Here is a 25,729-nt window from a genome sequence, read left to right as displayed (position 1 = left end):
GCGGCCCTCGCCTAGCCTCCTGCAGGCTGCCGAGACGTCTTCCCCGCCCGAAAGGGACGGGGCCATCGGCACGCCCCCCTGGCTCTCGCGTGAACTGGCCCTCGATGCCGACATTGCCGACAGACCCGCCCGCGCTGAGGCTGCGCGGCATTTCCAAGAGCTACGGCCCGACGCAGGCGCTCGACGCGGTCGATCTCGATCTCGTCGGCGGCGAGGTGGTGGCGCTGATGGGCGCGAACGGCGCCGGCAAGTCGACGCTGGTCAAAATCCTTTGCGGTCTCCAGGCCGCGGATCGCGGCTCGATCGAGATGGCGGGGGCGAGCGTCGTGCTCGCGACGCCGGGGCAGGCCGAGGCCGCCGGGATCGTCGCGGTGCACCAGTCGATCGCCGATGTCGGCGTGCCCACGCTGTCCGTCGCCGACAATCTCCTGCTCGACCTCTTCTGCTCCGGAAGCGGGCCGCTGGTCCTGACCAAGGCGAAGACCCGCCGGCTGGCCCGGGAGCGGGCCGAGCGCATCGGGCTCGACGTCGATCTCGGCGCCCAGCTCTCCGACATCTCGCTCGCCGACCGGCAGCTCGTCGCCATCGCCCGCGCCGTCGCGCATCGGCCGAAGGTGCTGCTGCTGGACGAGCCGACCGCAAGCCTTTCCGCCGCCGAGTCCGAGCGGCTCTTCGCCGCCGTCGAGGGGCTGAAGCGCAGCGGCGTCGCGATCGTCTACATCTCGCACAAGACGGCCGATCTGCGCCGCCTCGCGGACCGAACGCTCGTTCTGCGCGACGGCCGCGTCGCCGGCAGCTTCGGGCGCCCCGTCGATTTCGACGCGGCGATCCGCCTGATGGTCGGCCACGACGTCCATCGGCGGGCGCGGGCGCGCGTGTCCGAGGGCGCCGCCACGGTGCTGGAGCTCAAAGGCGTGCGCCTGCGCCGTTCGCGGGAGCCCTTCGATCTGAACGTCCGTCGCGGCGAGATCGTCGCGGTCACGGGCCCGGTCGGCTCCGGCAAGACCTCGCTCGCCGGCGCGATCTTCGGCCTCTGGCCCTTCGCCGAGGGCAGCCTCCATCTGGACGGGCGTCCCTTCCGGTCGAAAGGGCCGGCGGATTCGATCGCGGCCGGCATCTTCCACGCCGGCGAGGACCGCTGGCGGACCTCCTTCTTCCCCGCCTCCGTGCCCTTCGCCTCCATCGCCGGGACGATCGGCTTTCCCTTCCTGAAGCGCTGGTCGAAGGCGGGTCTCGTGCCCGAGCGCCGCGAGCGGGCGGCGGCGATCGAGGCGATCGGCGCCTTCGGCATCAAGGCCGGCGGCCCGGACGCCAAGCTCTCGTCGCTCTCCGGCGGCAACCAGCAGAAGGTGGTTCTGGCGCGCTGGCACGCCGAGCCCTCGCGCCTTCTCCTCCTCGACGAGCCCTTCCAGGGCGTCGACATCGGCGCGCGCGACGACATCATCGCGGCCATCCGGGAACGGGCCGGCGAGCGCGCCACCCTCGTCTTCGTCAACGACTACGAAGAGGCCCTGGAGGTCGGCGACCGCATCCTCGTGATGGAGGACGGCCGGCTCCTGCCGGACGGCGCCGGCCCGTCCGACGCGCCGGCCGCCCTTCTTCCATCCTTTGCTCAACTCGAAATCGCACGGGCCCTGTCATGAGTTCGCTTGCCTCGTCCGCCGCCGCGCCGAAGGTGCCGTCCGCGCCGCGTCCCGCCCTCGGCGACATCGCGATCAAGGGCGGCATCTTCATCCTCCTCGCCGTGCTGATCGCCGCCTTCCAGTACAACGAGCCGGCCTTCCTGCGCGTCGCCAACATCTTCTCGATCCTGCAGGGCGTGGCGATCGTCGCGCTCCTCGGCATCGGCGTCACCGTCAGCTCGGCGGTCGGGGGCTTCGACCTCTCGGTCGGCGCGCTGGCGGCCCTGTCGCAGATGGCGGCGGCCTATATCCTGATCGTACTCGGCGGCTCCGCCTACGAGGCGGTCGCCGGCGCGCTCGCCATCGGCGTGCTCGTCGGGCTCCTGAACGGGCTCCTGATCGTGGCCTTGCGCGTGCCCGATCTCCTGGCGACGCTCGGCACGCTGTTTCTCCTCGCCGGCGCCCAGCTGATCCCGACCGGCGGACGCTCCATCGCGCCGGGCATGGCGCTTCTCGACGGCAGCTCCGCGACCGGCAGCTTCACCGAAGGCTTCCTCGCGCTCGGGCGCTACCGGGTGGGCGGCGTCGTGCCGGTGCCCGTCATCATCCTCGCGGTGGTGGCGCTGGCCTTCTGGTTCCTGATGGAGCGCACGCGCTGGGGCCGGGTCTTCTATGCCGTCGGCGGCTCCGAGACGGCGGCCCATCTGGCGGGCGCGCCGACCAAGCTTTACCGGGTCTCGGCCTATGTGATCTCGGCCACGATCGCCTCGCTCGGCGGCGTGCTTCTCGCCGCCCGCATCGGGCGAGGCGACGTCTCCGCCGGCAATTCCCTGATGCTCGACGCGGTCGCCGCCTCGCTCATCGGCTACGCGGTGCTCGGCGCCAACCGGCCGAACGTCTTCGGCACCGTGGTGGGCGCGGTCTTCGTCGGCGTCCTCCTCAACGGCCTCACCATGTTGAACGCGCCCTACTACCTCCAGGATTTCGTGAAGGGCGCGGTGCTCATCGGGGCGCTGGCCGTGACCTTCGGCCTGTCGCGCCGCAGCGCCTGACCCCCCGCAAACTTCTCCCTCCCGCCACAAAGGACGAACGCCATGAACCGCCGCTCTCTCCTCTCCTTCTCCGCCGCCGCGCTCCTTCTCGGCTCGGCGCTCGCGGGCACGGCCCTTTCCACGGGACCGGCCGAGGCCGCCGGCATCGCGGGCGCGCCCGCCCCCTTCGACAAGGGCGGCGTCAAACTCGCGCTCATCGTCTATCTGTCGGGCGGCGACTACTACCAGAACTACGAGGCCGGCGTGAAACGCCAGGCCGACGCGCTCGGCATCGAGCTGCGCTCCTTCCAGGGACGGCAGAAGCCGGACGAGCAGCGCGAGCAGATCCGGCAGGCGATCAATCTCGGCGTCGACGGCATCATCCTGGCCGGCGGCAAGGGCGAGGCGATCTCCGACGTCGTCCAGGAGGCGCTGGACGCCGGCATCAAGATCGCCGTCCAGAACGTCGACCTGCCGCAGAAGGACATCATCACCATCGACCAGGACGAGTCCAAGCAGCTCGACCTCGTGCTCGGCCAGGCGGTCGCGGAGAACGGCGAGGCCTTCAAGGCCGGCTACATCTATGTCGAGGGCTTCCCGGCGCTCGATAAGCGCGACAAGGTCTGGCAGGCCTTCAAGGCGAGCCATCCGAAGGTGGAGCAGCTGGCCCAATGGGGCGCCGTGGACGACACGCCCGCCCAGACGGTGGCGAACCAGACGGCGGCCGTCTTCCGCGCCCATCCCGAGATCAACGTCATCCTCGCGCCGTGGGACGAGTTCGGCCGCGGCGCCAAGATCGCCGTCGACGAGAACGGCCTGAACGGGCAGGTGAAGATCTACTCGATCGACGTCTCGACCTCCGACATCCAGGCGATCCGCGAGCCGAACAGCGCCTGGGTCGCGACCGCCGCCATCAGCGCCTCGGGCACCGGGGCCGCCGCGGTCCGGGCCGTCGCCCTCTCGCTGACGGGCGAGCTGAAGGAGACCACCGTCCTCCTTCCGCCGACGCTGATCACCCAGAAGTTCCTGATCGACAACGACGTGAAGAACGAGGAGGAGCTGAACGCCAAGCTCCCCGAGTTCAGGCTGGAAAGCTCCGTCACCGCCGACTGGATCAAGGCTCCGCCGACGAACTGAGCGCGAAGGCGGCCGGCACCTCGTTCCGCGGGGCGGGACGGGGTGCCAGCGCTCCACCGGCTGTCGCAAGGCGGCCTTCGAACCCGTCTTCGTCGCTTGGCAAAAACCCCTTGACTGAGAGTGCACTCGAACTCGTACCTGTCATGGCGTCGTGACGAGAACGGGTGCTCATGAAGATCGGGGAACTGGCGAGAAGGTCGGGATTGTCGGCGCATACGATCCGCTATTACGAGCGGATCGGGCTGCTTCCCTATGCGGACCGGGACCGGTCGAAACAGCGGGACTACGACGCATCCATCCTGATCTGGATCGAATTCCTCGGCCGTCTGCGCACGACCGGGATGCCGATCCGGGACATGCTGCTCTATGCGGCCCTGCGCAAGCGCGGGGCCGGCACGGAAGGCGAACGGCGCGAGATGCTGGAACGGCATCGCGACCGCGTCCGCGCCCATGCGGCCGAACTCGAAGCCTCCCTTCTCGTCCTCGACACCAAGATCGCCGGCTATGCCGGCCTGGAACAGAGGATGAAGGACGATGACAAAGCACCACGGAACCACGACGGAAAGCCGGCTGGAGCGCGGGCGGCGCGCGCTGGCTGAGATCGACGGGGAGGCGGGCGAGACGGTCGTCGCCTCGCTCGCGGACATCGCGCCGGACTTCGCCACCTACCTGATCGAGTTTCCGTTCGGCGACATCTACAGCCGCCCCGGCCTCGATCTTCGCGCCCGCGAGATCGCGACCATCGCCGCCTTGACCGCCATGGGCAACGCCGCCCCCCAATTGAAGGTGCATATCGAGGCGGGGCTGAATGTCGGCCTGTCCAGCGAGGAGATCACCGAGATCATCATGCAGATGGCCGTCTATGCCGGCTTCCCCGCCGCGCTGAACGGTCTCTTCGCCGCCAAGGAGGTCTTCGCGCTGCGGTCGGCACGGGTGGCCGAGCACGCGGCCTGACGAGGCGTCCCCGCTCCATCGCCCGGCCTTGCGGGCCGGGCGCGTCAGCGCCGGTGGTGCCGGGGCGGGGCGCCGAAGGTCTTCTTGAAGGCGGTCGCGAAGGCCGTGGCATTGGCGTAGCCCGCCTCGTAGGCGGCCTGCGCGATCGTAGCGCCGTCTCCTTCGAGCATCTCCCGCGCCCGCTCCAGGCGCTTCAGGCGGATGAAGTCGAAGACGGTCATACCGAATTCCAGCTTGAAATGGCGCTGGACGGCCGAGACGCTGGCGCCGGTCGCGCCCGCGATGGCTTCGATCGTCAGCTCCGTGCCCAGCCGGGCGAGGATGTGGTCGCGCACCCGCTCCGCCTGCCGCCGGATGGCGAGCCTCGGCTGCGCGGGCGGCTCGGCGCCCTCCACGAGGGCCGAACAGCCCGTCACCATCAGCTCCAGGGCGCGGGACTTGGCGTAGAGGGCGGCGATCTCGCCCCGGAGGAGGGGCGGCGGGCGCATGATCTGCTCGGCCAGCGCGATCGCATGCTGCCCGGGCCGGAACTCGAAGCTGGCGAGATGGCGCCCGAAGAAGCGCCGCAGGCCGGGCAGGCTCTGGCCCTGGCCTTCCAGATGGCGCCGCACCCAGGGCAGGGGCGCCGAGATCATCACCTTGCGGAGCGGAACTTGGCTGTCGTTGACGAAGAAGAGCTTGGCATAGCGCGCGACGTTGAGCAGGAGCACGACCGGGCTCGCCGTCCCGCCGGACCCCGCGTCGATCGCGAAGGCCGTGTCGTCGATGACGAAGCGCTGGCGGCCCTCGAGGAGGATCATGACCATGAACTTCGGCCAGATGTCGTGGACATGCTCGTCCGGCGTGCAGGTCGCGACCCCGTCCACCGTGCCGACGAAGAGATCGCGCGGCATCGCGGGCAGCTCGGCCGCCCCCTCCGCGTGAAACGCCCCGATCGCAATTCCCATAGCCACAGCGCCCGACGGTTCCGCCCTGCCGTTTGCGCGAAGCCCTTCGCCGTTTGAACGAGAGTCCGCGCCGTCGACTCGGCTTTCCCTCATCTTATACATGACAACAGCAGTCAAGTTTTCCGTCGGCCGCTGCCCGTCGCTCGTTACCCGGTCCATGTCATGGCGTCCCGCAGTCTCGGTTCCCTCGTCCTTCTCCACGCCGCTCTGGCCTTGACGCCGAGCCTCCTCGCCATGGAGGCCCATGCCGAGGAGACGGAGGGCGCGATCGTGCTCGACACCGTGACGCTGACCGGCGGCGACCGGGCGGGCGGTCCGGTCCAGGGCTACACCGCCAAGCGCAGCGCCACCGGCACCAAGACCGACACGCCGATCGCCCGGACGCCCCAGTCGATCGCCGTCGTCCCGAAGGACCAGATGGAGGACCAGCACGTCGATTCCGTCGCCGAGGCGCTGCGCTACACGCCGGGCGTCTTCGCGGACTATCGCGGCGCCTCGAACCTGCGCGACGAGGTCTTCGTGCGCGGCTTCTACTATGCGCCGCGCTATCTCGACGGCCTTCTGCTCTCGGGCAACAACGCCTCCTATGCCAAGATCGACCCCTATCTTCTGGAGCGCGTCGAGCTTCTCTCCGGCCCGTCCTCGGTGCTCTACGGGCAGGGGAGCCCGGGCGGGCTGATCAACATGGTGAGCAAGGCGCCGACCGAGGACCCGCTCCATTCGGTCGAGTTCTCCTACGGCACCGACCGCTACATGAGCGCGTCCTTCGACGTCAGCGACAAGATCCCGGGCTCCGAGACCGTGTCCTATCGTCTCGCCGGAACCGGGCTCGGCACGGTCCTGCAGGAGAATTTCGCCAAGGCCCGAAGCTACGCCATCGCGCCCTCCTTCACCTTTGCGCCCGATGCCGGGACGACGCTCACGGTTCTGGCGGGGGCGCAGCACGAGCCGAAGGCGGGCTTCCGGAACTTTCTCGACGCCGACGGCACGGTCCGGCCGATCGCGGGCTACGGCTACGTCCCGCGCGATTTCTTCGTCTCCGATCCCGGCTTCGAACGGATCGAGCGCGATCAGGCCTGGATCGGCTGGCAGTTCAGCCACGAGATCGACGAGGTCTTCACCGTGCGCCAGAACGCGCGCTACCACGAGGTCGACTTCGACCAGTACACGCTGACCTACGGCTCGGCCGCCCTCAGCCCGATCTCCGGCGCCAGGACGCAGATCGGCCGCATCGCCGGCGGCGGCGGCGGCAAAGACAGATGGGGCCAGTTCGGCATCGACAACCAGCTGCAGGCCGAGTTCGACACCGGCCCCCTGTCGCACACGCTTCTGGCCGGGCTCGACTATCGCACGAGCAGCCGCGACTACACCTGGGGGCGCAATTTCACGGTGCCCCCGATCGACCTCGCCGATCCGCGCTACGGCACGATCGACTACGGCGCCGTGGTGCTGAACCCGACCGACGACCTGAACCTCGATGCGCGGCAGACCGGCCTCTATCTGCAGGACCAGGTCGCGATCGGCCGGCTCGACCTCATGGCCGGCCTGCGCCAGGACTTCGCCGAGACCGATATCGACGACCATCTGCGCGGCGCCACGACATCCTACAGCGACGACGCCCTGTCGGGCCGCGTCGGCGCGGTCTACACGTTCGACAACGGCATCGCCCCCTATGTCAGCTACTCCACCTCGTTCGAACCCTCGCTCCAGGTCGCGCCGAAAGGGCAGGCGCCCTTCTCGCCGACGACCGCCGAGCAGGTCGAGATCGGCGTGAAATACGCGCCGGAAAGCGCCTCCACGGTCCTCACCGCCGCGCTCTACGACCTCACGCAGAACGACGTGGTGATCGGCGCCTACGATCCGGCGGCGGGGGCCTTCGTCTACCGGCAGATCGGCGAGATCCACAATCGGGGTCTGGAGCTTTCGGCCCGCAGCGAGATCACCGAGAGCCTCTCGCTGATCGGAAGCTACGCCTATATCGACTCCGAGATCGTCGACTCGCCGGATGCGGCGACCGTCGGCAAGACGCCGGCGCGCATTCCGGCCCATCAGGCCTCGATCTGGGGCAAGTACACCTTCCTGTCCGGCCTGCCGGAAGGCCTCTCGCTGGCCGCGGGCGTTCGCTACATCGGCAAGAGCCACGGCAACGACGCCAACACGTTCGAGGTCGACGCCGCGACGCTCCTCGATGCCGCCGTGACCTACGATTTCGGGGCGATCCGCAGCGAGTGGAAGGGCACGACGCTCCAGATCAACGCCAAGAACATCGCCGACAAGACCTATGTCGCCTCCTGCGCCAATGCCTTCGCCTGCTTCTACGGCTCCGGCCGTTCGGTCATGGCGACGCTGAAGAGCGAATGGTGAGGGGCCTGATCGTGGGCGCCGTCGCCCTTTTCGTCTCCACCGTCGCGGTCGCGGCGCCCGGGGATGCGCCGCTGCCGACAGCTCTGGCGTCCGGCGGGGCGCGGCCGGTCTCGCTGCCGGAGAGCGGGGCGGCGGCGATCCTGCCGCTCGATGCCGCGGCCGGCGACTACGTGGCCGGGGCGATCGACGTCTCCCAGGGCAGCGTCACGCTCGATCTCGTCGCGCCGGACGGACATAGCATCCGCCGGCTCGGCGCGGAGATCGCCGGCAGCCAGGACTTCCACTTCGTCGCGGGCGAGGGCGGGGAGCGCCTGAGGATCACGGCGGAGGAGCCCGCCCGCGCCACGCTGCGGCTGACCCGCCGGCTCTCTCCCGGCGAACAGGTGACGCCGCCCGCCTATCTCAGCGCGAGGATCGCGGGCCTTGCGGCGGAGCTTTCGGCGGGCGGCACGACGGACGCTTTCTGGGCGGGAATCGCGGAGGCCGGAACGCCGCTGATCGAGCCGGAGAGCGAGGGCAAGGTCGTCGCGACCTTCCTGCAGCGGGGCGCGCGCCGCAACGTCCGGCTGTTCGGCGCCCCGTCCGGCGATCACGAGGCGCTGGAGCGGCTCGGCGCGTCCGACGTCTGGTTCAAGAGCTTCGTCATTCCCGACACGACGCGCCTGTCCTATCAGCTCGCGCCCGACGTGCCGGATCTGCCGGGCGACGCGCGCGAACGGCGGGCGGCGATCGTCTCGACCGCCGAGGCCGATCCGCTGAACAGGCATCCCTTTCCGGCGGATGCGCCCGACGCCTACAACCGCGACTCTCTTCTGGAACTGCCGAAGGCGCCCGAACAGCTCGGCCTGACCGGCGAGGCGGCGCCGGCCGGCAGCCTGGAGACGATCCGCGTCCAGAGCGCGCTCCTCGGCAACGAACGGCGGGTGTCGATCTACCGGCCGCACGGCTTCGACCCCGGCGACAAGGCCAACCGGCTGCTCGTCCTCTTCGACCGGGAGCCCTATCTCGGCACCGTGCCGACCCCCTCGATCCTCGACCGGCTGATCGCGGCGGGCCGTCTGCCGCCCGTCGTCGCGGTCTTCGTCTCCAGCATCGACCGCGAGACGCGCGGCCGCGAACTGCCGGACAATCCGCGCTTCGCCGATTTCATGGCGTTGGAGCTTATGCCGCTGGTGCGCGACAGGATCGGCGCGAGCGTGCCGCCGGACCGCACGATCCTGGCAGGATCGAGCTACGGGGGGCTCGCCGCCGCGACGGTCGCGCTGCGCCATCCCGGCGTCTTCGGCAATGTCCTCAGCCTTTCCGGCTCGTTCTGGTGGCATTCGAAGGACGAGGCGGAGGGAGAGGAGCATGTGGCCGACTGGATCGCCGGCATGCCGCCCGTTCCCGTGCGCTTCCACCTGACGGCCGGCCTCTTCGAGACCGGACATGCCGGCTCGCCCGGCATCCTGGAGACGACGCGCCACCTGCGGACCGTGCTGAGAGCCAAAGGCTACGACGTGTCCTTCGAGGATTACGCGGGAGGGCACGACTACGTCGTCTGGCGCGGCGCCCTGGTCGACGGGCTGATGCGACTCGTGCAATAGTGGACCCGGCGTCGGGCCCGCGATCGAGCCCCTCGCCGAACGGTCGGAAGCAGCATGTAAGTTCCATAAGACATCTTATGCAACTGGCGTTTTTCGACACTCCGATAACGGCTTAACCGGTTCCCGCTTATCCCTGACGAACTCTCGGACGAGCGAAGGCGGCGCGGCGGCGGGCGCACGCTGCCTTGCGCTGCGTGCGAAGCGGCGGCGTTCAGGCCGCGCGTCGAAGCGCCTGCGCCATGCAGTGGATGCCGCCGCCGGTCTTGGAAATCTCGCTCATGTCGATTTCCGCGACCTCGAAGCCCAGCGCCTTCAGGCGCTCCACGAGCGTGCGGCTGGTGCGGGGGGCGATGATCCGGTCGCGGCCGAGGGACATGAAGTTGCAGCCGAGATCCATCGTGTCGCGAAACGGCACGTCGACGATCTCGTGGCCCTTGGCCTTCAGCCAGTCGACGATGCCGGGCTCGGTCGAGTCGAGGCAGACGGCGGTCAGCTTCTCCGCGATCGGAACGACCATCAGGTCGATATGGACGTAGAACTCGTCGAAGAAGGCGATCCGCGTCTCCCAGCCCTCGCGGCGGAACCAGTCCTCCACCTGCCGGGCGCCCTCCTCCTGCGTGCGCGCGCCGCCGCAGCCGATCAGCACCACGCCGTCCTCGACCACGTTGAAATCGCCGCCCTCGAACGTGCCGGCCGTCACCATGTCGTAGATCGGGATGCCGAGCCGCTCGTAGGTGCGGATCGCCGCGTAGTTCTCCCCGCGCCGCCACCAGTCGGCCATGGCCGTGATGATCGCGCCATAGGGCGTCATCACGCTGGAATCGCGGGAATAGACCTGCATCGAAAGCTCGGGCTCCGGCGCGTGCCAGTGGATGGCGACGCCGAAATGCTCGTAGGCGGCGACCAGCTCCTTGTGCTGGGCCTGGGCGACCTGGATGTTGCAGGGGTTTTCGCGCAGGTGCTTGCGCGACAGCGAGCTCGTGGCGCGGTGCTTGAGATGGGCGGGCGAGCCGAGCAGCACGTCGGTCAGGACATCGGTCTCGTTGCGAAAGCCCCAGCCGGACAATCGCTCCGTGCCGCCCTTCGGGTCGCGGCGCTGGAGCGAGAAGGCGTCGGAAAACGTCTCGTGGCGGGTCATGGGCGGCTCCTCGCTCGGCATGGGTCGGGATGCGCACGAGGTTAAGCGGTGAATTCGGCTCGCGAAAAGCGATTGTTTTTTGCGCTTTTTGCAAATCTCCTTCACGCTACAAGGGTGATTCAGCGGGAGGCCGGACGATGCGCGTACCCTCCACCCAGGCGCTGCGGGCGCTCGAAAGCTTCGCCCGGCACGGCAGCGTCTGGCGCGCGGCCGAGGAGCTGAACCTCACGCGCAGCGCCGTCAGCCACCAGCTGCGCGGGCTCGAGCGCGAGCTCGGCTTCGACCTCCTGCGGCGCGACGGCAAGGGCGTCTCGCTGACGCCGCAGGGCCGGCGCTACGCGAGCGACGTGCGCAAGGCCCTGACGCTGATCGGGGATGCCGCCGTGCAGTACGGGGACCGCGGCGTGCGCGGGGCGCTCGCCATTTCCTGCCCGCCGGGCCTTGCCTCCATGTGGCTCTGCCCGCAGATCGGCGAGTTCCTGGAGCTCTATCCCGACGTGATGCTGCGCATCGCGACGCCGCCGCGGCTCGACGACGTCTCGAACCCGGACATGGACGCCTTCATCGCCTTCGGCGACGGCGTCTGGCCCGGCTGGTCGGTCGAACGGCTGGCCGAGGTCGAGTTCACGCCGCTCTGCAGCCCGAGCCTTCTCAACCGCATCGGCGGCATCGCCGAGCCCGCCGACGTGTTCCGCGCGCCGCTTCTCCATCTGGTCGATTTCGAGGACTGGCGGCGCTGGCTCGCCGCCGCGGCCTTTCCCTCGCCGGAAGCCGAGACGGGCATCGTCTTCTCCGACATGAACCTCGCCCTCGCCGCCGCGACCGCCGGACAGGGCATCGCCATGTGCGACGAGCTGACCTGCCACAATGCGCTGGAATCGGGCCGGCTGGTGCGCCCGCTCGACCATGCCATCCGCTCGGCGCGGGCCTATTATCTCGTCGTCGAGCACCACCGCATCGGCAACCCGGCCCTCGTCGCCTTCTCCGACTGGCTGCGCTCGCGCCTCGCGCAGAGCGCAAGCATGACGCGACCTGCCCAATAAGCTTTCAGGGCATGGCGTTCCTTTCGGCGCTGCGGTGAAGAAAATTTGTTTCTCCTTTCGAAATTCCTCATTTGTCGTGAGGCGAAACCGCGCATATCGTCGGGCTCGCATCGTTCCAAAGAGGCAGCATGACCGCTCCAGCCGATGTGACAGCGACGGGCATCACCAAGAGCTTCGGGACCTTCCGGGCCCTGAAGGATCTGTCGCTGACGATCGAGGGCGGCGAATTCCTGACGCTGCTCGGGCCCTCCGGCTCCGGCAAGACGACCTTCCTGATGATCCTCGCCGGCTTCGAGGCGCCGACGAAGGGGCGCCTTTCGCGGGGCGGCACGGACATCACGACGCTCTCGGCCGAGGAGCGCGCCTTCGGCATGGTGTTCCAGGGCTATGCGCTCTTCCCGCACATGACGGTCGCGCAGAACATCGCCTTTCCGCTCGTCGTGCGCCGCCGGCCGAAGGCCGAGATCGCCGCGCGCGTGGCGCGGATGGTGGAGCGCGTGGGGCTCGCCGGCCACGAGGGCAAGCTGCCGGCCAAGCTCTCGGGCGGGCAGCAGCAGCGCGTGGCGCTGGCGCGCGCGCTCGTCTTCGAGCCGGCCATGCTCCTTCTCGACGAGCCCTTCTCGGCGCTCGACAAGCATCTGCGCGGGCTGATGCAGGAGGAGGTGCGGCGGCTGCACCGCGAGTTCGGCACGACCTTCGTCTTCGTCACGCACGACCAGAGCGAGGCGCTCTCGCTCTCCTCGCGCGTCGCCATCTTCAACCATGGCGAGGTGCTGCAGGTGGGCACGCCGAAGACCGTCTACGAACGCCCGGAGAACCGCTTCGTCGCCGAATTCCTCGGCGAGATCAACATGCTGCCGCTGCAGGGCGTCGGCCCGGACGGCGCCGGCGCGGCCGGGCGCTTCGAGGACGGTGCGCTCTCGGCACCCGCCCGCGCCGGCGCCGGGCCGAACGCGGTGCTCGCCATTCGGCCCGAGCACATGCATCTCGCCAACGGGCATATCGCGGAGGGCGAGAACGCCCTCTTCGCCCGCGTCACGGCCGCCACCTATCTCGGCCCCGCCACGCGGCTGCAGCTCGCGACGCCCGGCGGCACGCCGCTGACCCTCACGCTGCCCTCCACCGATGCCGCGCGCGCCGAACCCGGCGGCGAGGTGCGCGTCGCCTGGCCGAAGGACAAGGGGTTCCTCCTGCCCGGCGGCGGCGAGCCCGCGCTGCCGGCCGCCCTGCCCTGACCCTCGAACGCTTCCCCCGCCCCCGAAACGTCCACGACGCCCTCTTCCCCCGCCACCGAAGTCAGACGGAGATCGGCCATGAACGAAGCCTTCCAGAAAGACTGCATCGAGATCCTCGCCGCCCGGACGCGGTCCGGCGAGATCAGCCGCCGCAGGTTCACCCAGCTCGCGGCCGCGATCCTGGCGGGCGCGCCGGGGCTCCTGCGCTCCGGCGGCGCCCTGGCGCAGGAGGTCAAGGACCTCGTCCTCGTCAACTGGGGCGGCGATGCGCTGAAGGCCTATGACGAGGCCTATGGAAAGCCGTTCCTCGCCGAGACCGGCATCACGGTGAAGGAGGACGGCACGGGCCCGACGGAGGGCGCGATCACCGCGCAGTTCAAGTCGGGCAAGCCGACCTGGGACATCGTCGACGCCGATCCCTTCTCGGCGATTTCGCTCGGCAAGCAGGGCATGATGGAGGAGATCGACTATTCCATCGTCGACAAGGCCAAGCTCCGCGAGGGCTTCGCCTGGGACTACGCGCCGTCCACCTACTTCTTCTCCTACATCATCGCCTATGACAGCGCCGTCTTCGGCGACAAGGCCCCGACGGGCATGAAGGACTTCTTCGACGTCGAGAATTTCCCGGGCAAGCGCTCCATGTACAAATGGGGCGCGGCCATGTGGGAGGCCGCGCTGCTCGGCGACGGCGTCGCGCCCGAACAGCTCTATCCGCTGGACCTGAAGCGCGCCCACGACAAGATCGCCGCCTTCAAGGAGAACATCGTCTCCTATTGGGGCGGCGGGGCGGAAAGCCAGCAGGTGCTTCTCTCCGGCGACGCCTCCATGGCGCTGATCTGGTCGACGCGCGCCTCGATCCTGGAGAAGGATTCCGGCGGGCAGATCAAGTTCATCTGGGACCAGGGCCTGATCTCGCCCGGCGCTCTCGGCGTCATCAAGGGCAATCCCGGCGGCAAGGAGAACGCGATGAAGTTCATCGCGTCCACGCAGGACCCGGCACGCCAGCTCGTCATGTTCGACATGCTGGGACAGGGCCCCGCCAACCCGGCGGCGGACGCGCTGATCCCCGAGGCGCAGCGCCGCATCAACCCGATGGACCCCGCCAACGCCGCAAAGCAAGTGGCGCTCGACATGCCCTGGTATGCCGAGAACTACGGCAAGGCGCTCGACGACTACACCAAGATCATCGCGGCCTGATCCCATGACCGGACGGACGCCGGCCCGCACCGCCCTCCTCCTGACGGCCCCGCTGCTGGCGTTCCTCCTCCTCGCCTATGCCGTGCCCTTTCTCGGCGTCGCGCGCTGGAGCGTCACCGAGCCCGAGCTGGGCTTCTCGCAGTATGCCAAGCTCGGGAGCGACCCGCTGGTCCATTCCGTGCTGATGCGCACCTTCCGCATCGGGCTGACGGTGACGGTCCTCTCGGTACTCGCGGCCTATGCGATCGCCTATGTCTGGGTGCGGGGCACGGGGACGCAGCGGCGCATCGCGGAGATCTGCATCCTCATCCCGTTCTGGATCTCGGTGCTGACGCGCGCCTTCGGCTGGCTGGCGCTTCTCTCCAATCGCGGGCTTCTGAACACCTGGCTCCAGGCCGCCGGCATCGTCTCCCGGCCGATCGCGATGACGGGCCAGGAGTTCAGCGTCGTCGTCGGCATGACGCATTTCCTCATTCCCTTCGCGGTCTTCCCCATCGCCTCCTCCATGCGGGGCATCGACGAGCGCGTGCTTCTGGCCGCGCGGGGAATGGGCGCCTCGCGGCTGCGGCTCTTCTGGTCGGTCTTCGCGCCGATGACGCTGCCGGGCATCGCGGGCGCGGGCCTCGTCGTCCTCGTCTTCTCGCTCGGCTTCTTCGTCACCCCCGCCATCCTCGGCGGCGGGCGCAGCGTCATGATGGCCGAGCTGGTCTACATCCGCATGTTCCAGAGCCCCGACTGGGGCCTCGGCGCGGCGATCTCGGTGATGATGGTCGTCCTCGTCGGGCTCCTGATGGCAGCGCTCTTCCGCTTCGCCCGGCCGGCCCTTGCGGGAGGCTCGAAATGACCCCCTCGCGGCCCGGCCCGATCGCGCTTCTTCTCGCCGGGCTCGTCGCGGTCTTCCTGCTCATGCCGCTTCTGGCGGTCGTGCCGATCTCCTTCACGCCCGCGCGCTTTCTCTCGATGCCGAAGGGCGAGCTGTCGCTCGTCCACTACCGGGCGCTTCTGGAAGACCCGGCCTGGGGGCGGAGCCTTCTCCTCAGCATCCGGATCGGCGTCGTCGCCAGCCTCGTCTCCACCATCCTCGCCACCGCCTTCTCGCTCGGCATCTGGATGGTGCGGCCGCGCTTTTCCACGCTCCTCGTCGGCTTCGTGCTCCTGCCGATGATCGTGCCGCCCGTCGTCTCGGCGATGACCCTCTATTTCCTGCTGACCTTTCTCTCCGGCTTCAGCAACACGGTCGGCTACGACACCTGGCTCGGCGTCGCCCTCGCCCATGTCGTGATGATCGTGCCCTTCGCGGTCGTCATGATCCTCGTCGCCCTGTCCGGCGTCGACCGGCGGATCGATCTGGCCGCGCGCGGCCTCGGCGCCTCGGTGGCGCGGCGCGCCTTCACCGTGATCCTGCCCAACGTCAAGTTCGGCATTCTCACCGCCGCGCTCCTCTCCTTCGTCCTCTCCTGGGAGGAGATCGGCGTCACGCTCTTCGTCACCTCCGTCGACGCGATCACGCTGCCCCGGCTGATGTGGATGGGCGTTCGCGACAATATCGACCCGGCGGTCGCCGCCCTGTCCGTCGTCCTCATCGTGGTGACGACGCTCCTTCTCCTGGTGCGCATGGCCTTCGAGCCGCGCGGCACCTGACCGTCTCCCTCTTCAGTGAAAGGCATTGCGATGGATGAGGTCTTCGGCAGACGCGACATGATCACCCCGGCGAGGCTGAAGGAGCTGAGCGTGAAGTCGGACCGGCGCGGCTGGCTTCGGGTCGGCGGGCATCTCGGCGCCCTCGCCCTGTCCGGCATCGGCCTTGCCGCGACCTGGGGCACCTGGTGGATGGTGCCCTTCTTCGCCGCGCACGGCATCCTCATCAACTTCCTCTATGCCGGCCAGCACGAGCTGTCGCACTGGACGGTCTTCGCCACGAAGAGGCTGAACGAGGTCTTCGGCCGGGCCTTCGGCTTCGTCCTCCTCTATCCCCGCGACTTCGATCAGATCCAGCACTTCGCCCATCACCGCTACACGCAGGACTGGGAGGGCGACGGCGAACTCGGCCGGCCGCGCTATACGCTGACCTCCTACCTCCTCTGGGTGTTCGGCCCGACCTATTGGTACACGCGCGTCACCCGCATCCTGCGCTTCACACGCGGCATCGTGCGCGAGCACTACATCCCGAAGGACCGGCACGCCGACGTCGTCCGCGAGGCGCGCTGGCATGTGGCGGGCTATGCCGGCATCGCGCTCCTTTCGGTGGCGACGGGCTCCTGGCTCGCCGTGCAGCTCTGGCTCCTGCCGATGCTGGTGCTGAAACCGGTGCATCAGCTGCAGAACACGATCGAGCATCTCGGCCTGCCGCATGTCGACGCGATCACGCAGAACACGCGCACGACGCGCACCAACGCCGTCATGCGCTGGCTGTCGTGGAACATGCAGTACCACACGGCCCACCACGCCTTTCCCGGCGTGCCCTGCTACACGCTGCCGAAGCTCCATCAGGCGATCTTCGTGGAGAAGGACCGCAAGCCGCCGTCCATGTCCTATCTCGGCTTTCAATGGGCGGTCGTGAAGGCCTTCTGGAACGGGCGCACGGAGGCCGACTATCCCGACGAGACGATCTGGATCGCCGACGACACGGACCTCGAACCCGTGGGCCCGCGCAGCGCGAGCGCGGCATGACCGGGACGCTGCGCGTCTACCAGTCGCTCTGGGCGACCGAGCTTCGCCGCCCCGGCCTTGCCGAGCGGCCGGTCGAAGAGCGCTTCGACGCGGTCGCCGAGGCCGGCTATCACGGCATGGCGATCGATCTCGGCGCGATGGACATCGAGACGGCCCGATCCATCGTGCCGAACTACGCCCGCACGGGTCTCGCCGGTCTTCTCACCGCCTTTCCGCGATCGGTCGAGGAGCTTCGGCCGGCGCTGCATCTGGCCAAGGAGATCGGCTCGCCCTTCGTCGTCGTGGTCGGGCAGGTCATGCCGGTGCAGGTCTGCGGCATGGTCCCGGTCGTGCGGGAGTGGCTGAGGATCGCCGCGGAGGAAGGCGTGCCGATCCAGTTCGAGACGCATCGCGCCTCCATCACGAACGATCTCTTCGCCACGCTCCAGCTGCTCGACGCCGTGCCCGAGATGCGGCTGGCCGCCGATCTCTCCCACTATGTCGTCGACCGCGAGCCCATGCTGCCGCTGGACCGCGAGCTCGCCGGCCAGGTCTCGCGCATCCTGGCGCGCTCCGACAGCTTCCAGGGCCGCGTCGCCACGCGCTGCCAGGTGCAGGTCTCCCATGGCTTTCCCCAGCACAGGCCCTGGCTCGATCTCTTCCTCGACTGGTGGAGCGAGGGCTTTCGAAGCTGGAAGGCGCGCGCCAAGCCGGACGAGGACTGCATCTTCCTCTGCGAACTCGGCCCCCGCCCCTATGCCATCACCGGGGCGGACGATGCGGAACTCTCCGACCGCTGGCTCGACGCCCTGTCGCTCCGCCGGCTCGTCGAGGACCGCTGGCGGGCGGCCTGAAGCCGGGGCTTTCGCTCGAGCACGGCATGCGAACTCCACTCCGTCGCCCGTTCGGGACGACCGCGAAGCGGCGGTCGCCGCCCGGCTGCGAGCGCGGCCCTGTCTGCATCGTGGTCGTCCACGGTATCGACAGGACCGCGCCCTTCGGGCGGCAGTTCGCCTACTGCGCCTACTGCGCCTTCGGCTTGATCGGCAGCGTCGAGCGCAGCCATTTCGCGATATGGGCGATGGCGGCGTCGCTCTCGGGAACGCGGCCGGCGGCCCAGACGTAGGAATGCTGCGCGCCGGCAACCGGGAGAACCTCCGTCGCAACGCCCGCCGCCTTCAGGCGCTCGGCGTAGATCTCGTCCTCTCCGGCGAGAATCTCGTAGGTGCCCCAGGAGACCAGCGTCGGCGGGAGGCCGGAGAGATCGGTGAGGTTCAGGTTGATCCTGAGATCGTCGAAGGCGATGCCGGTGCCGCCGATCCAGGCGTCGCGGAAGAACTCCAGGAGGGCGCGGGTCAGGAGCTTGTCGGTGCCGGCATTGGCCTCGATCGCGGGATTGGCGATCTGCAGGTCGCACCAGGGCGAGATCGACACGACGGCGCCCGGCAGCTCCTTGCCGGCGTCGCGCAGGCGGATCGCGACGGCCGCCGACAGGAAGCCGCCGATGGAATGGCCGATCGTGACGATGTTCTTGGCCGCATAGCCCTGCGAGAGCAGCCATTCGAACGCGGCTTCGACGTCGTCGACCTGAGCCGGGTACTTGTGCTCGGGCGCCCGGCGATAGTCGAGCACCAGCGCGGGAATGCCGGCGGCCGTCGCGATGTGGCCGGCCAGCTTGCGATCGACGGCGGCCGAGGTCGTGACGCTGCCGCCGGCATGGGCGTGCAGCAGCACGAAGGCGTTGTCCGCAACCTTGGGCTGGACCCAGATGGCCGGCACGCCCTTGGCGTCGACCTCGCGATAGGTCACCCCCTCCGGCTCGCTGGCCGCCAGATGCAGGCGCTCGGCGCCGATGCGGACGGCCTCGATCTCGTTCGGCGGCGTGAGGCCTGCGCCGAGCAGCTTCTCGAAGGCCTGCGCCTGCGGGCTCAACGTCACGGTTGTCGTGGTCATGGGGTCTCTCCTCGTTGCGATGGGGTTGTTCGATGGAGCGCTTCGGCGGCGGGGACGCTCCGCCCCGTCGCCGCACGCGCGCTGGCGCGGGGATTGCGGCCGTCCGCCGCCTTGCCGGCTACCCGGCCTTGCGCATCGGGACGGGCCAGGCATCCTGGTCGCCGGCCGCGGCCGCCGGAATCCTGGACATGGCGTATTCGGCGAGCGCCGTGATCGTCAGCGCCGGGTTGACGCCCGGATTGGCCGGCATGGCGGAGGCGTCGCAGACCAGCATGTTCAGGTAGCCGAACACATGGAGGTTCGCGTCGATCACGCCGGACTCCGCGTCGGCCCCGATCGCGGCGCCGCCCAGAAGATGGCCCGTGTTGGGGACGCCGAAGAAGGCGTCGAAGACGGTGGTCTGGGCAATGCCGCCGGTGCGCTCGGCGAGCCAGCGGATGACCTTGTCGCCGGCTTCGATATAGGTCGGCGCCGGGCGCTTCGGATCGGCCTCGCTGTAGAGGCGATAGCCCTTGCCGAAGCGGCGCTTCTTGGCCCGAAGCCGGATGGCGTTGTCCTTGGTCTGCATCACGAGCATCAGCATCGTGCGGGCGCCCCAGCCCTCCTTGCGCAGGGACCGCGCCCATTTTCGCGGATGCCTCAGCACCTGTCCGACCCACTTGACCGCGCGGATGCCGGCCGGGCCGGTGCCGGGCATGAAGGTCCAGATCGGCCTCTGCGCATCGGCCTTCGGCCCGAGCGTCAGGAGTTCGATCTGCGTGTCCCCGTCGAGCAGCACGCGGCTGCTGGCCGTCACGTCGCGCCAGCTGCCGATGTCCTCGGGAAACTGCACGGAATAGATCACCTCGCTGTTGGTTCGAACGAGGTGGCCGAGGCGGTCGCTGATGCGCGGGAGGAAGCCGCCGTGCTTGCACTGCGCCAGAAGCTCGTTCGTGCCGACGGCCCCGCCCGCGAAGATGACGCCGCGCGCGGTGTAGGCGGTGCGCCGGCCGCGCGTCGCCTCCGCGTGATGCTCGGCGACGATCCGGTAGCCGTCGCCGCCGTCGGGCGCCGCGAGCGGCGTGACCTCGACGACCTCCTGTTCGGGATGGACGCGAACGCCCAGCTTCTCGGCGAACCAGAGATAGTTCTTGGTCAGCCGGTTGGCCGCGCCGGTGCTGCAGCCGCCCATGCATTCGCCGCAGCGCATGCATCCCGTGCGCGGCGGGCCCTCGCCTCCGAAATAGGGATCGTCGACCGTCTTTCCGGGCTCGCCGAAGAAGACGCCGGTCGGGGACAGCGCGAAGGCGTCCTTCCCGCCGAACCGTTCGGCGATCTGCCGCATCAGGCCCATGGGCACCGAGTCCCATGTCGGCAGGCTGACGCCCAGCATCCGCTCGACCTCGGCATAGTGCGGCGCGAGCGTCCTTTCCCAGGCGCCGAGCCCGCGCCATTGCGGGTCGGCGTAGAATCCGGCCTGCGCGCGGAAGAGCACGCCGCCATACATCAGGCTTCCCCCGCCGACGCCCGTCTGGGCTCCCGTCATGACGTGGCGGAAGAGGACGGTGCGCATGATGCCGTAGAGCTTGTGGGCGGGGTCCCAGACGTAGCGCGGCTTGTCCCGGTCGGAGGTCGGCAGATCCTTGTCCTCGTAGCGCCTGCCCTTTTCGAGCACCGCGACGCGATAGCCCTTCTCCGCCAGCCGCAGCGCCGAGGCGCTGCCCCCGAAGCCGGAGCCGATGATCACCCAGTCGTAGTCGAATTCATGCGTCGTCATGGCGTCCTCCCCTTTTGTCATGTCGGTTCAAGGCCCATGCGGGGCGGCGGCGTCTTCCGCGCTATCGCCGCCCTGCCGGGGCCGGTGGATGGACGGCCTCGGCGATCGCCTGGAGGACGCCGGGGTCCTCGATCGTCGTGATGTTGCCGGGGTCGCGGCCCTCGCAGATCGCCTGGATCGTCCGGCGCAGGAGCTTGCCCGACCGCGTCTTGGGAAGCGCCGCCACGAAATGGACCTCCGCCGGACGCGCGATCGCGCCGAGCGTGCGCTCCACCCGCTTCAGGATGTCCTGCCTCTGCCGGGCCGCACCCTCGGCGCCGGCGATCGCGCGTGGGTCCTTCACAGTGACGAAGGCGACGGCGACCTGGCCCTTCAGCGCATCGCCGACGCCGACGACCGCGACCTCGGCGACGTTGGAATGGCCGAGGATGCTCTCCTCGATCTCGCGCGTGCCGAGCCTATGGCCCGCCGTGTTGATGACGTCGTCGGCCCGTCCGAGAAGGAAGTAGTAGCCGTCCTCGTCGCGCACGCCCCAGTCGAAGGTCGAATAGACGTGGCGTCCCTCCATCGTCGACCAGTAGGTCGCGACGAAGCGCGCGTCGTCGTCGGCCACCGTCTGGATGCAGCCGGGGGGAAGCGGCCCGTCGATGACGATCAGGCCCTTGCGGCCGGCCTCGGTGATCTCCTCCCCGGCCTCGTCGATCAGGCGCACGCCGTAGCCGTACATCGGCAGGCCCGGCGAGCCGAACTTGGTGCCCTTCTGCTCGACGCCGTTGGCGAGGGTCAGGATCGGCCAGCCGGATTCGGTCTGCCAGTAATTGTCGATGATCGGCTTGCCCAGCGCGTCGGCGATCCATTCGGCCGTCGGCGCGTCGAGCGGCTCGCCGGCGAGGAAGAGATTTTCGAGGCTCGACAGGTCGTAGTCGAAGATCGGCTCGTTCTCGTGCTGCTTCATCACCCGGATGGCGGTCGGGGAGCTGAACATGCCGGAGACGCCGTAGGCCTCGACCAGTCTCCACCAGATGCCCGCGTCCGGCTTCGTCGGCAGGCCCTCGTAGAGGATCGTCGTCATGCCCGCGACGAGCGGGCCGTAGACGATGTAGCTGTGGCCGACGACCCAGCCGATGTCGCTCGTGCAGAAGAAGGTCTTGCCGGGCGCGCCGCGGAAGATGTGCTTCATGCTGGCCGCTAGCGCCACGGCATAGCCGCCGGTGTCCCGCTGCACCGCCTTCGGCGTGCCCGTCGTGCCGCTGGTGTAGAGCGTGTAGCTGGGAGCGTTCGATTCCAGCCAGACGCACGGGACGCTCGCGCCGAGAAAGAGCTTGCGAAGGACGGCGTAGGCGACGTCGCGTCCCGCGCGCAGGGGCGCCTCGGCAAGGCCCCGATCGACGATGAGAACCTTCGGCGGCGCGATCGAGGCGAGCTCGAGGGCCTCGTCGAGAAGCGGCTTGTAGGCGATGATCCGGCCGCCGCGCGACCCCGCGTCGGCGCTGACGATCAGGCTGGGCTTGGCGTCGTCGATGCGGCTGGCGAGGCTCGCGCTGGCAAATCCGCCGAAGACGACCGAATGGACCGCCCCGATGCGCGCGCAGGCCAGCATGGCGAACACGGCCTCCGGGATCATCGGCATGTAGATGAGCACCCGGTCGCCGCTCGTCACGCCCAGCGAGCGGATGATCGCGGCCATGGTCTGCACTTCGGCATGGAGATCGCGATAGGTGAAGGTCGTCTCCCCGCCCGTCTCGCTGGAGACGGCGACGAGCGCCGCCTGGTCCCCGCGCGCCTCCAGGTGCCGGTCGACGGCATTGTGGCAGAGGTTGGTCCGCCCCCCGACGAACCACTTGGCGAAGGGCGGCCTGTCGTAGTCGCAGACCCTGTCGAAGGGCTGCTGCCAGTCGATCAGCGCGGACTGTTCGGTCCAGAACGCATCCGGTTCCTCGATCGAACGGCGATAGAACTCGTTGTAGGTCGTCATGTCACACCTCCTCCCCGGAAGGTCATGCGCAGAGCCGCGGGCCGCGAAGGCGGCACCCCTGTCGTCTTGGTGATGTCTGTCCGGCCATGGTTTCCCGGCACGGCTGCGCCGGGAAACGCCGGGCTTGCGTCAGTCTTGCGTCCGGCTCGACGCCCCTTGCGGCGCGCTCCCGAGCCGTTCGGGCCGACAAGCCCGCTAAGGCGCTAAGCCGCCTGAGCCTCTGCCTGATCGATGCGGCCGGCCGGCGCCCCGACGCAGCCGCCGTCGACGACCAGCTCCGCGGCATGGACGGTTCTGGACTGGTCGGAGGCGAAGAACAGCGCGACCTCCGCGACCTCCTCGGTCGTGTTCAGCCGCCCGATCGGAACGGTCTTGGCGATGCCGTCCATCATCTGCCGCGCCTCGACGGGCGTATCGGCGAGGCCGTTCCAGATGGCCGTCTCCGTCGCGCCCGCCACGATCGTGTTGACGCGGATGCCCTTCGGCGTCAGCTCGCAGGCCATGGAGCGCGCCATGCCGACGATCCCGGCCTTGCTCGCCGCGTAGATCGAGAGGCCGGCGGGTCCGATCGAGCCCATGATCGATCCCATGAGGATGATCGAGGCGCCCGGGCGCAGGTAGGGCAGCGCGGCCTGCACCGTGTAGAAGGTGCCAGAGAGATTGATCGAGAGCACGCGGTCGACGGTCTGCGCCGTCGTCGCGCCGAGCGGGCTCGGGGATGCGATGCCGGCGGCCGGCAGGAGCACATCGACATGGCCGAAGCGCTGGCCGATCCGCTCCATGGCCGCGGTCAGCGTTTCCGGCACCGTGACATCCGCCTCGATCGCCAGCACCTCCGCGCCGAGATGCGCCTGTGCGGCAGCGAGCGTCCTGGCATTGTTGCTGATGATGGCGACCTTGGCGCCCTCCGCGCGGAACAGCGTGGCCGATGCCAGTCCGATCCCGCTATCTCCCCCCGTTATGACGGCTACCTTGTTTCTCAGTCGCATCGTGTTCTCCTCCCACACTCTGCAGGTCCGGTCTTTTTCTCCGTGATGCCCTCGTGCCGGGGGCCGGGATGCCGAAGCACCCGGCCGTTCGCGTCAGGCGTTCACGTCGACGACCGTCCGTCCTCGGATCTTGCCCTGCAGGATTTCGCCGGCCACGCCGGTCACGTCGGCCAGCGTCACGACCGTCTCGGTCCGCGTCAGCTTGCTAAGGTCGAGACCTTCGGCGAGACGCGCCCAGGCCCGGATGCGCTCCGCCTGCGGCGCGTTGACCGAGTCGATGCCGGCCAGGGTCACGTGGCGCAGGATGAAGGGCAGGACGCTGCCGGGAAGGTCCGCCCCTTGCGCGAGGCCGCAGGTCGTCACGACGCCGCGATACTTCGTCTGCGCCAGAACGTTCGCCAGCGTGTGGCTTCCCACCGAATCGACCGCGCCCGCCCAGCGCTCGCCGCCGATCGGCGCGCCCGGTTCCGACAGCGTCCTGCGATCGATGACCTCGGCCGCGCCGAGGGCGCGCAGATAGTCGGTCTCCTCCGGCCGGCCCGTCGAGGCGACGACCCGGTAGCCGAGATCCGACAGGAGCGAGATGGCGATCGAACCGACGCCGCCGCTGGCGCCTGTCACCAGGATGTCGCCCCGGTCCGGCGTGAGGCCGCCATGCTCCAGCGCCAGCACGCTCAGCATGGCCGTGTAGCCCGCCGTGCCGATCGCCATGGCGTTCTTGGTGGACAGCGCCTCCGGCAGCTTGACCAGCCAGTCGCCGCTCAGCCGCGCCTTCTGGGCGAAGCCGCCGTGATGCGTCTGGCTCAGGCCCCAGCCGTTGGCGACGACGCGGTCGCCGACGGCGATGCCGGGATAGGTCGAGGCCTCCACCGTGCCGGCGAGGTCGATGCCCGCGATCAGCGGATAGGTGCGGATGATGTTGCGCCCGCCGAGCGCCATGGCATCCTTGAAGTTCACGGTCGAATAATCCACCGCGACCGTGACGTCGCCCGGCATCAGGTCGGCTTCGTCGAACGCCACCACGTCGTTTGAGATCGTCTCGCCCGACTTCGTCGCCAGGAGCGCCTTGAAGGCCATGGGATGTTTCCTTGTCGTTGCCGTGTGGTGTCGCCGGATCGCGACGACCTCGAAGGGCCGTCGCCGCCCGCCGGACGTCCCCGCCGGACGTCGATGGTCAGGATGTCGCCGGCATGGTCCGCCGGCCGCGCCCGGATGGACCGGGCCGCGTTGAAGGCGCCCCGCGATGGCGGAGCGGTCTGTCGATCTCGATGAGGATGATGGGCTTGTCGCCGCCCGATACTGCCGGAAACGGATTTCGGCCGTCGGCACCATGTCCAACCATGGACGATTCCTCCCCCCTTTCGCGCAGGATCGCCCGGACCCCGCACCGCGCCGCACAGCCTCCTATTTCTGTACTGCGTGATACACTATGGGAGGAGGATATTGCCGCCGTCAAGCGCATTATGTACTATCGAGTAAATTAACATGGAGGCCGTTTTGGGCGGGGTGATCGAGATACGGAAGAAGCGTGGCCGCCCCCGGTCGTTCGACATCGACACGGCCCTCGATCGCGCCGTCGACGTGTTCTGGGAGAACGGCTACGAGGGCGCCGATCTCGACGCCCTGACGCAGGCCATGGGTATCAACCGGCCCAGCCTCTATGCCGCCTATGGCGACAAGCGGGCTTTGTTCTTCCAGGCCGTGGAGCGCTATTACGAGAAGATCGCCATGCTCGGCCTTCCCGACGGGTCCGGCGAGGGACGGAAGGAGCCGTCCCTGCGCGACGTCATCGTCGGCTTTCTCTACGATCACGAACGGCCCCGCGGCTGCCTCATCGCCTGCGTTCTCGCGGCCGAGGCCAATGCCCACGACGACGCGAAAGCCGTCCTGCGCAATCTGGTCGATCGCGAACAGCGTCGCATCGAGACCTGGGCGAGCGAGCGCATCGCCTCCGATCCCGGCGGCGCCAAGGCCCGCTGCTACGCCAATCTCGTGATCGCGACCCTCCACTCCGTCGGCGTCAAAGCCAGCGCCGGCTTCCCCCGCGCCCGGATCGAGGCCGAGATCGACGACACGGTGAAGGTGCTCGAAGGGCTTCTGACAAGCTGAGACGCCGGTCGGATGCCGGGCGCCGGCATCCGCCGGGTTCGCTC

The 25,729-nt window shown here is 69.1% G+C and carries 22 protein-coding genes; 15 read left to right on the top strand and 7 right to left on the bottom strand.

Features of this window, described 5'->3' with window-relative positions:
* Positions 1-104: 104 nt before the first annotated feature.
* The 5 genes from ASG62_RS03415 to ASG62_RS03395 all read left to right on the top strand — a co-directional run bounded on the left by ASG62_RS03415 (position 105) and on the right by ASG62_RS03395 (position 4,744).
* The gene (locus ASG62_RS03415; protein ID WP_056698225.1) at positions 105-1,643 is read left to right on the top strand and encodes a sugar ABC transporter ATP-binding protein; all 1,539 of its coding nucleotides are present in this window, start codon (positions 105-107) and stop codon (positions 1,641-1,643) included.
* On the top strand, positions 1,640-2,674 hold the full coding sequence (locus ASG62_RS03410) for an ABC transporter permease (RefSeq protein ID WP_056698220.1): 1,035 nt from the start codon (positions 1,640-1,642) through the stop codon (positions 2,672-2,674). Before ASG62_RS03415 ends, ASG62_RS03410 begins: the two co-directional genes overlap by 4 nt.
* Positions 2,675-2,716: 42 nt before the next feature.
* A complete protein-coding gene (locus ASG62_RS03405) occupies positions 2,717-3,790 on the top strand; it encodes a substrate-binding domain-containing protein (protein WP_056698217.1) in 1,074 nt (357 codons plus the stop codon).
* A 170-nt stretch (positions 3,791-3,960) separates the two neighbouring features.
* The gene (locus tag ASG62_RS03400; protein WP_056698215.1) at positions 3,961-4,389 is read left to right on the top strand and encodes a MerR family transcriptional regulator; all 429 of its coding nucleotides are present in this window, start codon (positions 3,961-3,963) and stop codon (positions 4,387-4,389) included.
* The gene (locus tag ASG62_RS03395) at positions 4,325-4,744 is read left to right on the top strand and encodes a carboxymuconolactone decarboxylase family protein (RefSeq protein ID WP_056698212.1); all 420 of its coding nucleotides are present in this window, start codon (positions 4,325-4,327) and stop codon (positions 4,742-4,744) included. The genes ASG62_RS03400 and ASG62_RS03395 overlap by 65 nt, the downstream gene beginning before the upstream one ends.
* 44 nt (positions 4,745-4,788) lie before the next feature.
* On the opposite strand, the gene ASG62_RS03390 is transcribed toward ASG62_RS03395, so the two are convergent.
* Positions 4,789-5,691, bottom strand: coding sequence for a helix-turn-helix domain-containing protein (locus ASG62_RS03390; RefSeq protein ID WP_056698208.1), 903 nt, complete (start codon positions 5,689-5,691; stop codon positions 4,789-4,791).
* Between the two features lie 162 nt (positions 5,692-5,853).
* Between ASG62_RS03390 and ASG62_RS03385 the strand changes: the two genes are divergently transcribed.
* Together ASG62_RS03385 and ASG62_RS03380 are read left to right on the top strand one after the other, a co-directional pair.
* The gene (locus tag ASG62_RS03385; protein ID WP_056698206.1) at positions 5,854-8,055 is read left to right on the top strand and encodes a TonB-dependent siderophore receptor; all 2,202 of its coding nucleotides are present in this window, start codon (positions 5,854-5,856) and stop codon (positions 8,053-8,055) included.
* The gene (locus tag ASG62_RS03380; protein ID WP_056698200.1) at positions 8,049-9,641 is read left to right on the top strand and encodes an alpha/beta hydrolase-fold protein; all 1,593 of its coding nucleotides are present in this window, start codon (positions 8,049-8,051) and stop codon (positions 9,639-9,641) included. Before ASG62_RS03385 ends, ASG62_RS03380 begins: the two co-directional genes overlap by 7 nt.
* Before the next feature lie 211 nt (positions 9,642-9,852).
* Here ASG62_RS03380 and ASG62_RS03375 read toward each other — a convergent pair whose 3' ends face one another.
* Positions 9,853-10,779 carry a dimethylarginine dimethylaminohydrolase family protein gene (locus ASG62_RS03375; protein ID WP_056698198.1) on the bottom strand — a complete coding sequence of 309 codons (927 nt, stop codon included), beginning with the start codon at positions 10,777-10,779 and terminating at the stop codon, positions 9,853-9,855.
* Between the two features lie 137 nt (positions 10,780-10,916).
* Here ASG62_RS03375 and ASG62_RS03370 point away from each other — a divergent pair, with 137 nt between their 5' ends.
* The 7 genes from ASG62_RS03370 to ASG62_RS03340 all read left to right on the top strand — a co-directional run bounded on the left by ASG62_RS03370 (position 10,917) and on the right by ASG62_RS03340 (position 17,757).
* Positions 10,917-11,822: a LysR substrate-binding domain-containing protein gene (locus tag ASG62_RS03370; RefSeq protein WP_056698195.1), complete on the top strand. Its 906-nt coding sequence runs from the start codon at positions 10,917-10,919 to the stop codon at positions 11,820-11,822.
* Positions 11,823-11,950: 128 nt separating this feature from the next.
* Positions 11,951-13,057: an ABC transporter ATP-binding protein gene (locus tag ASG62_RS03365; protein WP_056698192.1), complete on the top strand. Its 1,107-nt coding sequence runs from the start codon at positions 11,951-11,953 to the stop codon at positions 13,055-13,057.
* A gap of 78 nt (positions 13,058-13,135) precedes the next feature.
* On the top strand, positions 13,136-14,254 hold the full coding sequence (locus ASG62_RS03360) for an ABC transporter substrate-binding protein (RefSeq protein ID WP_056698189.1): 1,119 nt from the start codon (positions 13,136-13,138) through the stop codon (positions 14,252-14,254).
* 4 nt (positions 14,255-14,258) lie between these two features.
* Positions 14,259-15,098: an ABC transporter permease gene (locus tag ASG62_RS03355; RefSeq protein WP_056698186.1), complete on the top strand. Its 840-nt coding sequence runs from the start codon at positions 14,259-14,261 to the stop codon at positions 15,096-15,098.
* Positions 15,095-15,895 (top strand): ABC transporter permease, encoded by an 801-nt coding sequence (locus tag ASG62_RS03350; RefSeq protein WP_056698183.1) that lies wholly within the window; start codon positions 15,095-15,097, stop codon positions 15,893-15,895. The genes ASG62_RS03355 and ASG62_RS03350 overlap by 4 nt, the downstream gene beginning before the upstream one ends.
* Before the next feature lie 30 nt (positions 15,896-15,925).
* The gene (locus tag ASG62_RS03345) at positions 15,926-16,924 is read left to right on the top strand and encodes a fatty acid desaturase (RefSeq protein WP_056698179.1); all 999 of its coding nucleotides are present in this window, start codon (positions 15,926-15,928) and stop codon (positions 16,922-16,924) included.
* Positions 16,921-17,757, top strand: a complete 837-nt coding sequence (locus ASG62_RS03340; protein WP_056698176.1) for a sugar phosphate isomerase/epimerase family protein — start codon at positions 16,921-16,923, stop codon at positions 17,755-17,757. The genes ASG62_RS03345 and ASG62_RS03340 overlap by 4 nt, the downstream gene beginning before the upstream one ends.
* Before the next feature lie 169 nt (positions 17,758-17,926).
* Here the strand turns inward: ASG62_RS03340 and ASG62_RS03335 are convergent, their stop codons facing one another.
* From ASG62_RS03335 to ASG62_RS03315, 5 genes are all read right to left on the bottom strand, one after another.
* The gene (locus ASG62_RS03335; protein WP_056698172.1) at positions 17,927-18,856 is read right to left on the bottom strand and encodes an alpha/beta hydrolase; all 930 of its coding nucleotides are present in this window, start codon (positions 18,854-18,856) and stop codon (positions 17,927-17,929) included.
* Between the two features lie 118 nt (positions 18,857-18,974).
* Positions 18,975-20,612, bottom strand: a complete 1,638-nt coding sequence (locus ASG62_RS03330) for a GMC oxidoreductase (protein ID WP_056698169.1) — start codon at positions 20,610-20,612, stop codon at positions 18,975-18,977.
* Positions 20,613-20,673: 61 nt separating this feature from the next.
* On the bottom strand, positions 20,674-22,587 hold the full coding sequence (locus ASG62_RS03325; RefSeq protein WP_056698165.1) for a propionate--CoA ligase: 1,914 nt from the start codon (positions 22,585-22,587) through the stop codon (positions 20,674-20,676).
* A 203-nt stretch (positions 22,588-22,790) separates the two neighbouring features.
* A complete protein-coding gene (locus tag ASG62_RS03320) occupies positions 22,791-23,576 on the bottom strand; it encodes an SDR family NAD(P)-dependent oxidoreductase (protein WP_056698161.1) in 786 nt (261 codons plus the stop codon).
* 93 nt (positions 23,577-23,669) lie between these two features.
* Positions 23,670-24,653: an MDR family oxidoreductase gene (locus tag ASG62_RS03315; protein WP_056698158.1), complete on the bottom strand. Its 984-nt coding sequence runs from the start codon at positions 24,651-24,653 to the stop codon at positions 23,670-23,672.
* A gap of 408 nt (positions 24,654-25,061) precedes the next feature.
* Between ASG62_RS03315 and ASG62_RS03310 the strand changes: the two genes are divergently transcribed.
* Positions 25,062-25,685: a TetR/AcrR family transcriptional regulator gene (locus tag ASG62_RS03310; RefSeq protein ID WP_056698155.1), complete on the top strand. Its 624-nt coding sequence runs from the start codon at positions 25,062-25,064 to the stop codon at positions 25,683-25,685.
* The last annotated feature ends 44 nt before the right edge of the window (positions 25,686-25,729 follow it).

Source organism: Aureimonas sp. Leaf427, from assembly GCF_001425485.1.
Classification (GTDB): Bacteria; Pseudomonadota; Alphaproteobacteria; order Rhizobiales; family Rhizobiaceae; genus Plantimonas.
The sequence above is the reverse complement of the archived record's forward strand: the minus strand, read 5'-3'. Positions and strand labels throughout refer to the sequence as shown.

Bases quoted from the DNA above. Each gene is read 5' to 3' on its own strand.
- ASG62_RS03400 (WP_056698215.1), top strand. From the start codon at position 3,961: ATGAAGATCGGGGAACTGGCGAGAAGGTCGGGATTGTCGGCGCATACG.
- ASG62_RS03380 (WP_056698200.1), top strand. From the start codon at position 8,049: ATGGTGAGGGGCCTGATCGTGGGCGCCGTCGCCCTTTTCGTCTCCACC.
- ASG62_RS03340 (WP_056698176.1), top strand. From the start codon at position 16,921: ATGACCGGGACGCTGCGCGTCTACCAGTCGCTCTGGGCGACCGAGCTT.
- ASG62_RS03330 (WP_056698169.1), bottom strand. From the start codon at position 20,612: ATGACGACGCATGAATTCGACTACGACTGGGTGATCATCGGCTCCGGC.
- ASG62_RS03325 (WP_056698165.1), bottom strand. From the start codon at position 22,587: ATGACGACCTACAACGAGTTCTATCGCCGTTCGATCGAGGAACCGGAT.
- ASG62_RS03370 (WP_056698195.1), top strand. From the start codon at position 10,917: ATGCGCGTACCCTCCACCCAGGCGCTGCGGGCGCTCGAAAGCTTCGCC.
- ASG62_RS03345 (WP_056698179.1), top strand. From the start codon at position 15,926: ATGGATGAGGTCTTCGGCAGACGCGACATGATCACCCCGGCGAGGCTG.
- ASG62_RS03315 (WP_056698158.1), bottom strand. From the start codon at position 24,653: ATGGCCTTCAAGGCGCTCCTGGCGACGAAGTCGGGCGAGACGATCTCA.
- ASG62_RS03410 (WP_056698220.1), top strand. From the start codon at position 1,640: ATGAGTTCGCTTGCCTCGTCCGCCGCCGCGCCGAAGGTGCCGTCCGCG.
- ASG62_RS03350 (WP_056698183.1), top strand. From the start codon at position 15,095: ATGACCCCCTCGCGGCCCGGCCCGATCGCGCTTCTTCTCGCCGGGCTC.
- ASG62_RS03405 (WP_056698217.1), top strand. From the start codon at position 2,717: ATGAACCGCCGCTCTCTCCTCTCCTTCTCCGCCGCCGCGCTCCTTCTC.
- ASG62_RS03320 (WP_056698161.1), bottom strand. From the start codon at position 23,576: ATGCGACTGAGAAACAAGGTAGCCGTCATAACGGGGGGAGATAGCGGG.
- ASG62_RS03395 (WP_056698212.1), top strand. From the start codon at position 4,325: ATGACAAAGCACCACGGAACCACGACGGAAAGCCGGCTGGAGCGCGGG.
- ASG62_RS03355 (WP_056698186.1), top strand. From the start codon at position 14,259: ATGACCGGACGGACGCCGGCCCGCACCGCCCTCCTCCTGACGGCCCCG.
- ASG62_RS03335 (WP_056698172.1), bottom strand. From the start codon at position 18,856: ATGACCACGACAACCGTGACGTTGAGCCCGCAGGCGCAGGCCTTCGAG.
- ASG62_RS03390 (WP_056698208.1), bottom strand. From the start codon at position 5,691: ATGGGAATTGCGATCGGGGCGTTTCACGCGGAGGGGGCGGCCGAGCTG.
- ASG62_RS03365 (WP_056698192.1), top strand. From the start codon at position 11,951: ATGACCGCTCCAGCCGATGTGACAGCGACGGGCATCACCAAGAGCTTC.
- ASG62_RS03360 (WP_056698189.1), top strand. From the start codon at position 13,136: ATGAACGAAGCCTTCCAGAAAGACTGCATCGAGATCCTCGCCGCCCGG.
- ASG62_RS03415 (WP_056698225.1), top strand. From the start codon at position 105: ATGCCGACATTGCCGACAGACCCGCCCGCGCTGAGGCTGCGCGGCATT.
- ASG62_RS03310 (WP_056698155.1), top strand. From the start codon at position 25,062: ATGGAGGCCGTTTTGGGCGGGGTGATCGAGATACGGAAGAAGCGTGGC.
- ASG62_RS03385 (WP_056698206.1), top strand. From the start codon at position 5,854: ATGGCGTCCCGCAGTCTCGGTTCCCTCGTCCTTCTCCACGCCGCTCTG.
- ASG62_RS03375 (WP_056698198.1), bottom strand. From the start codon at position 10,779: ATGACCCGCCACGAGACGTTTTCCGACGCCTTCTCGCTCCAGCGCCGC.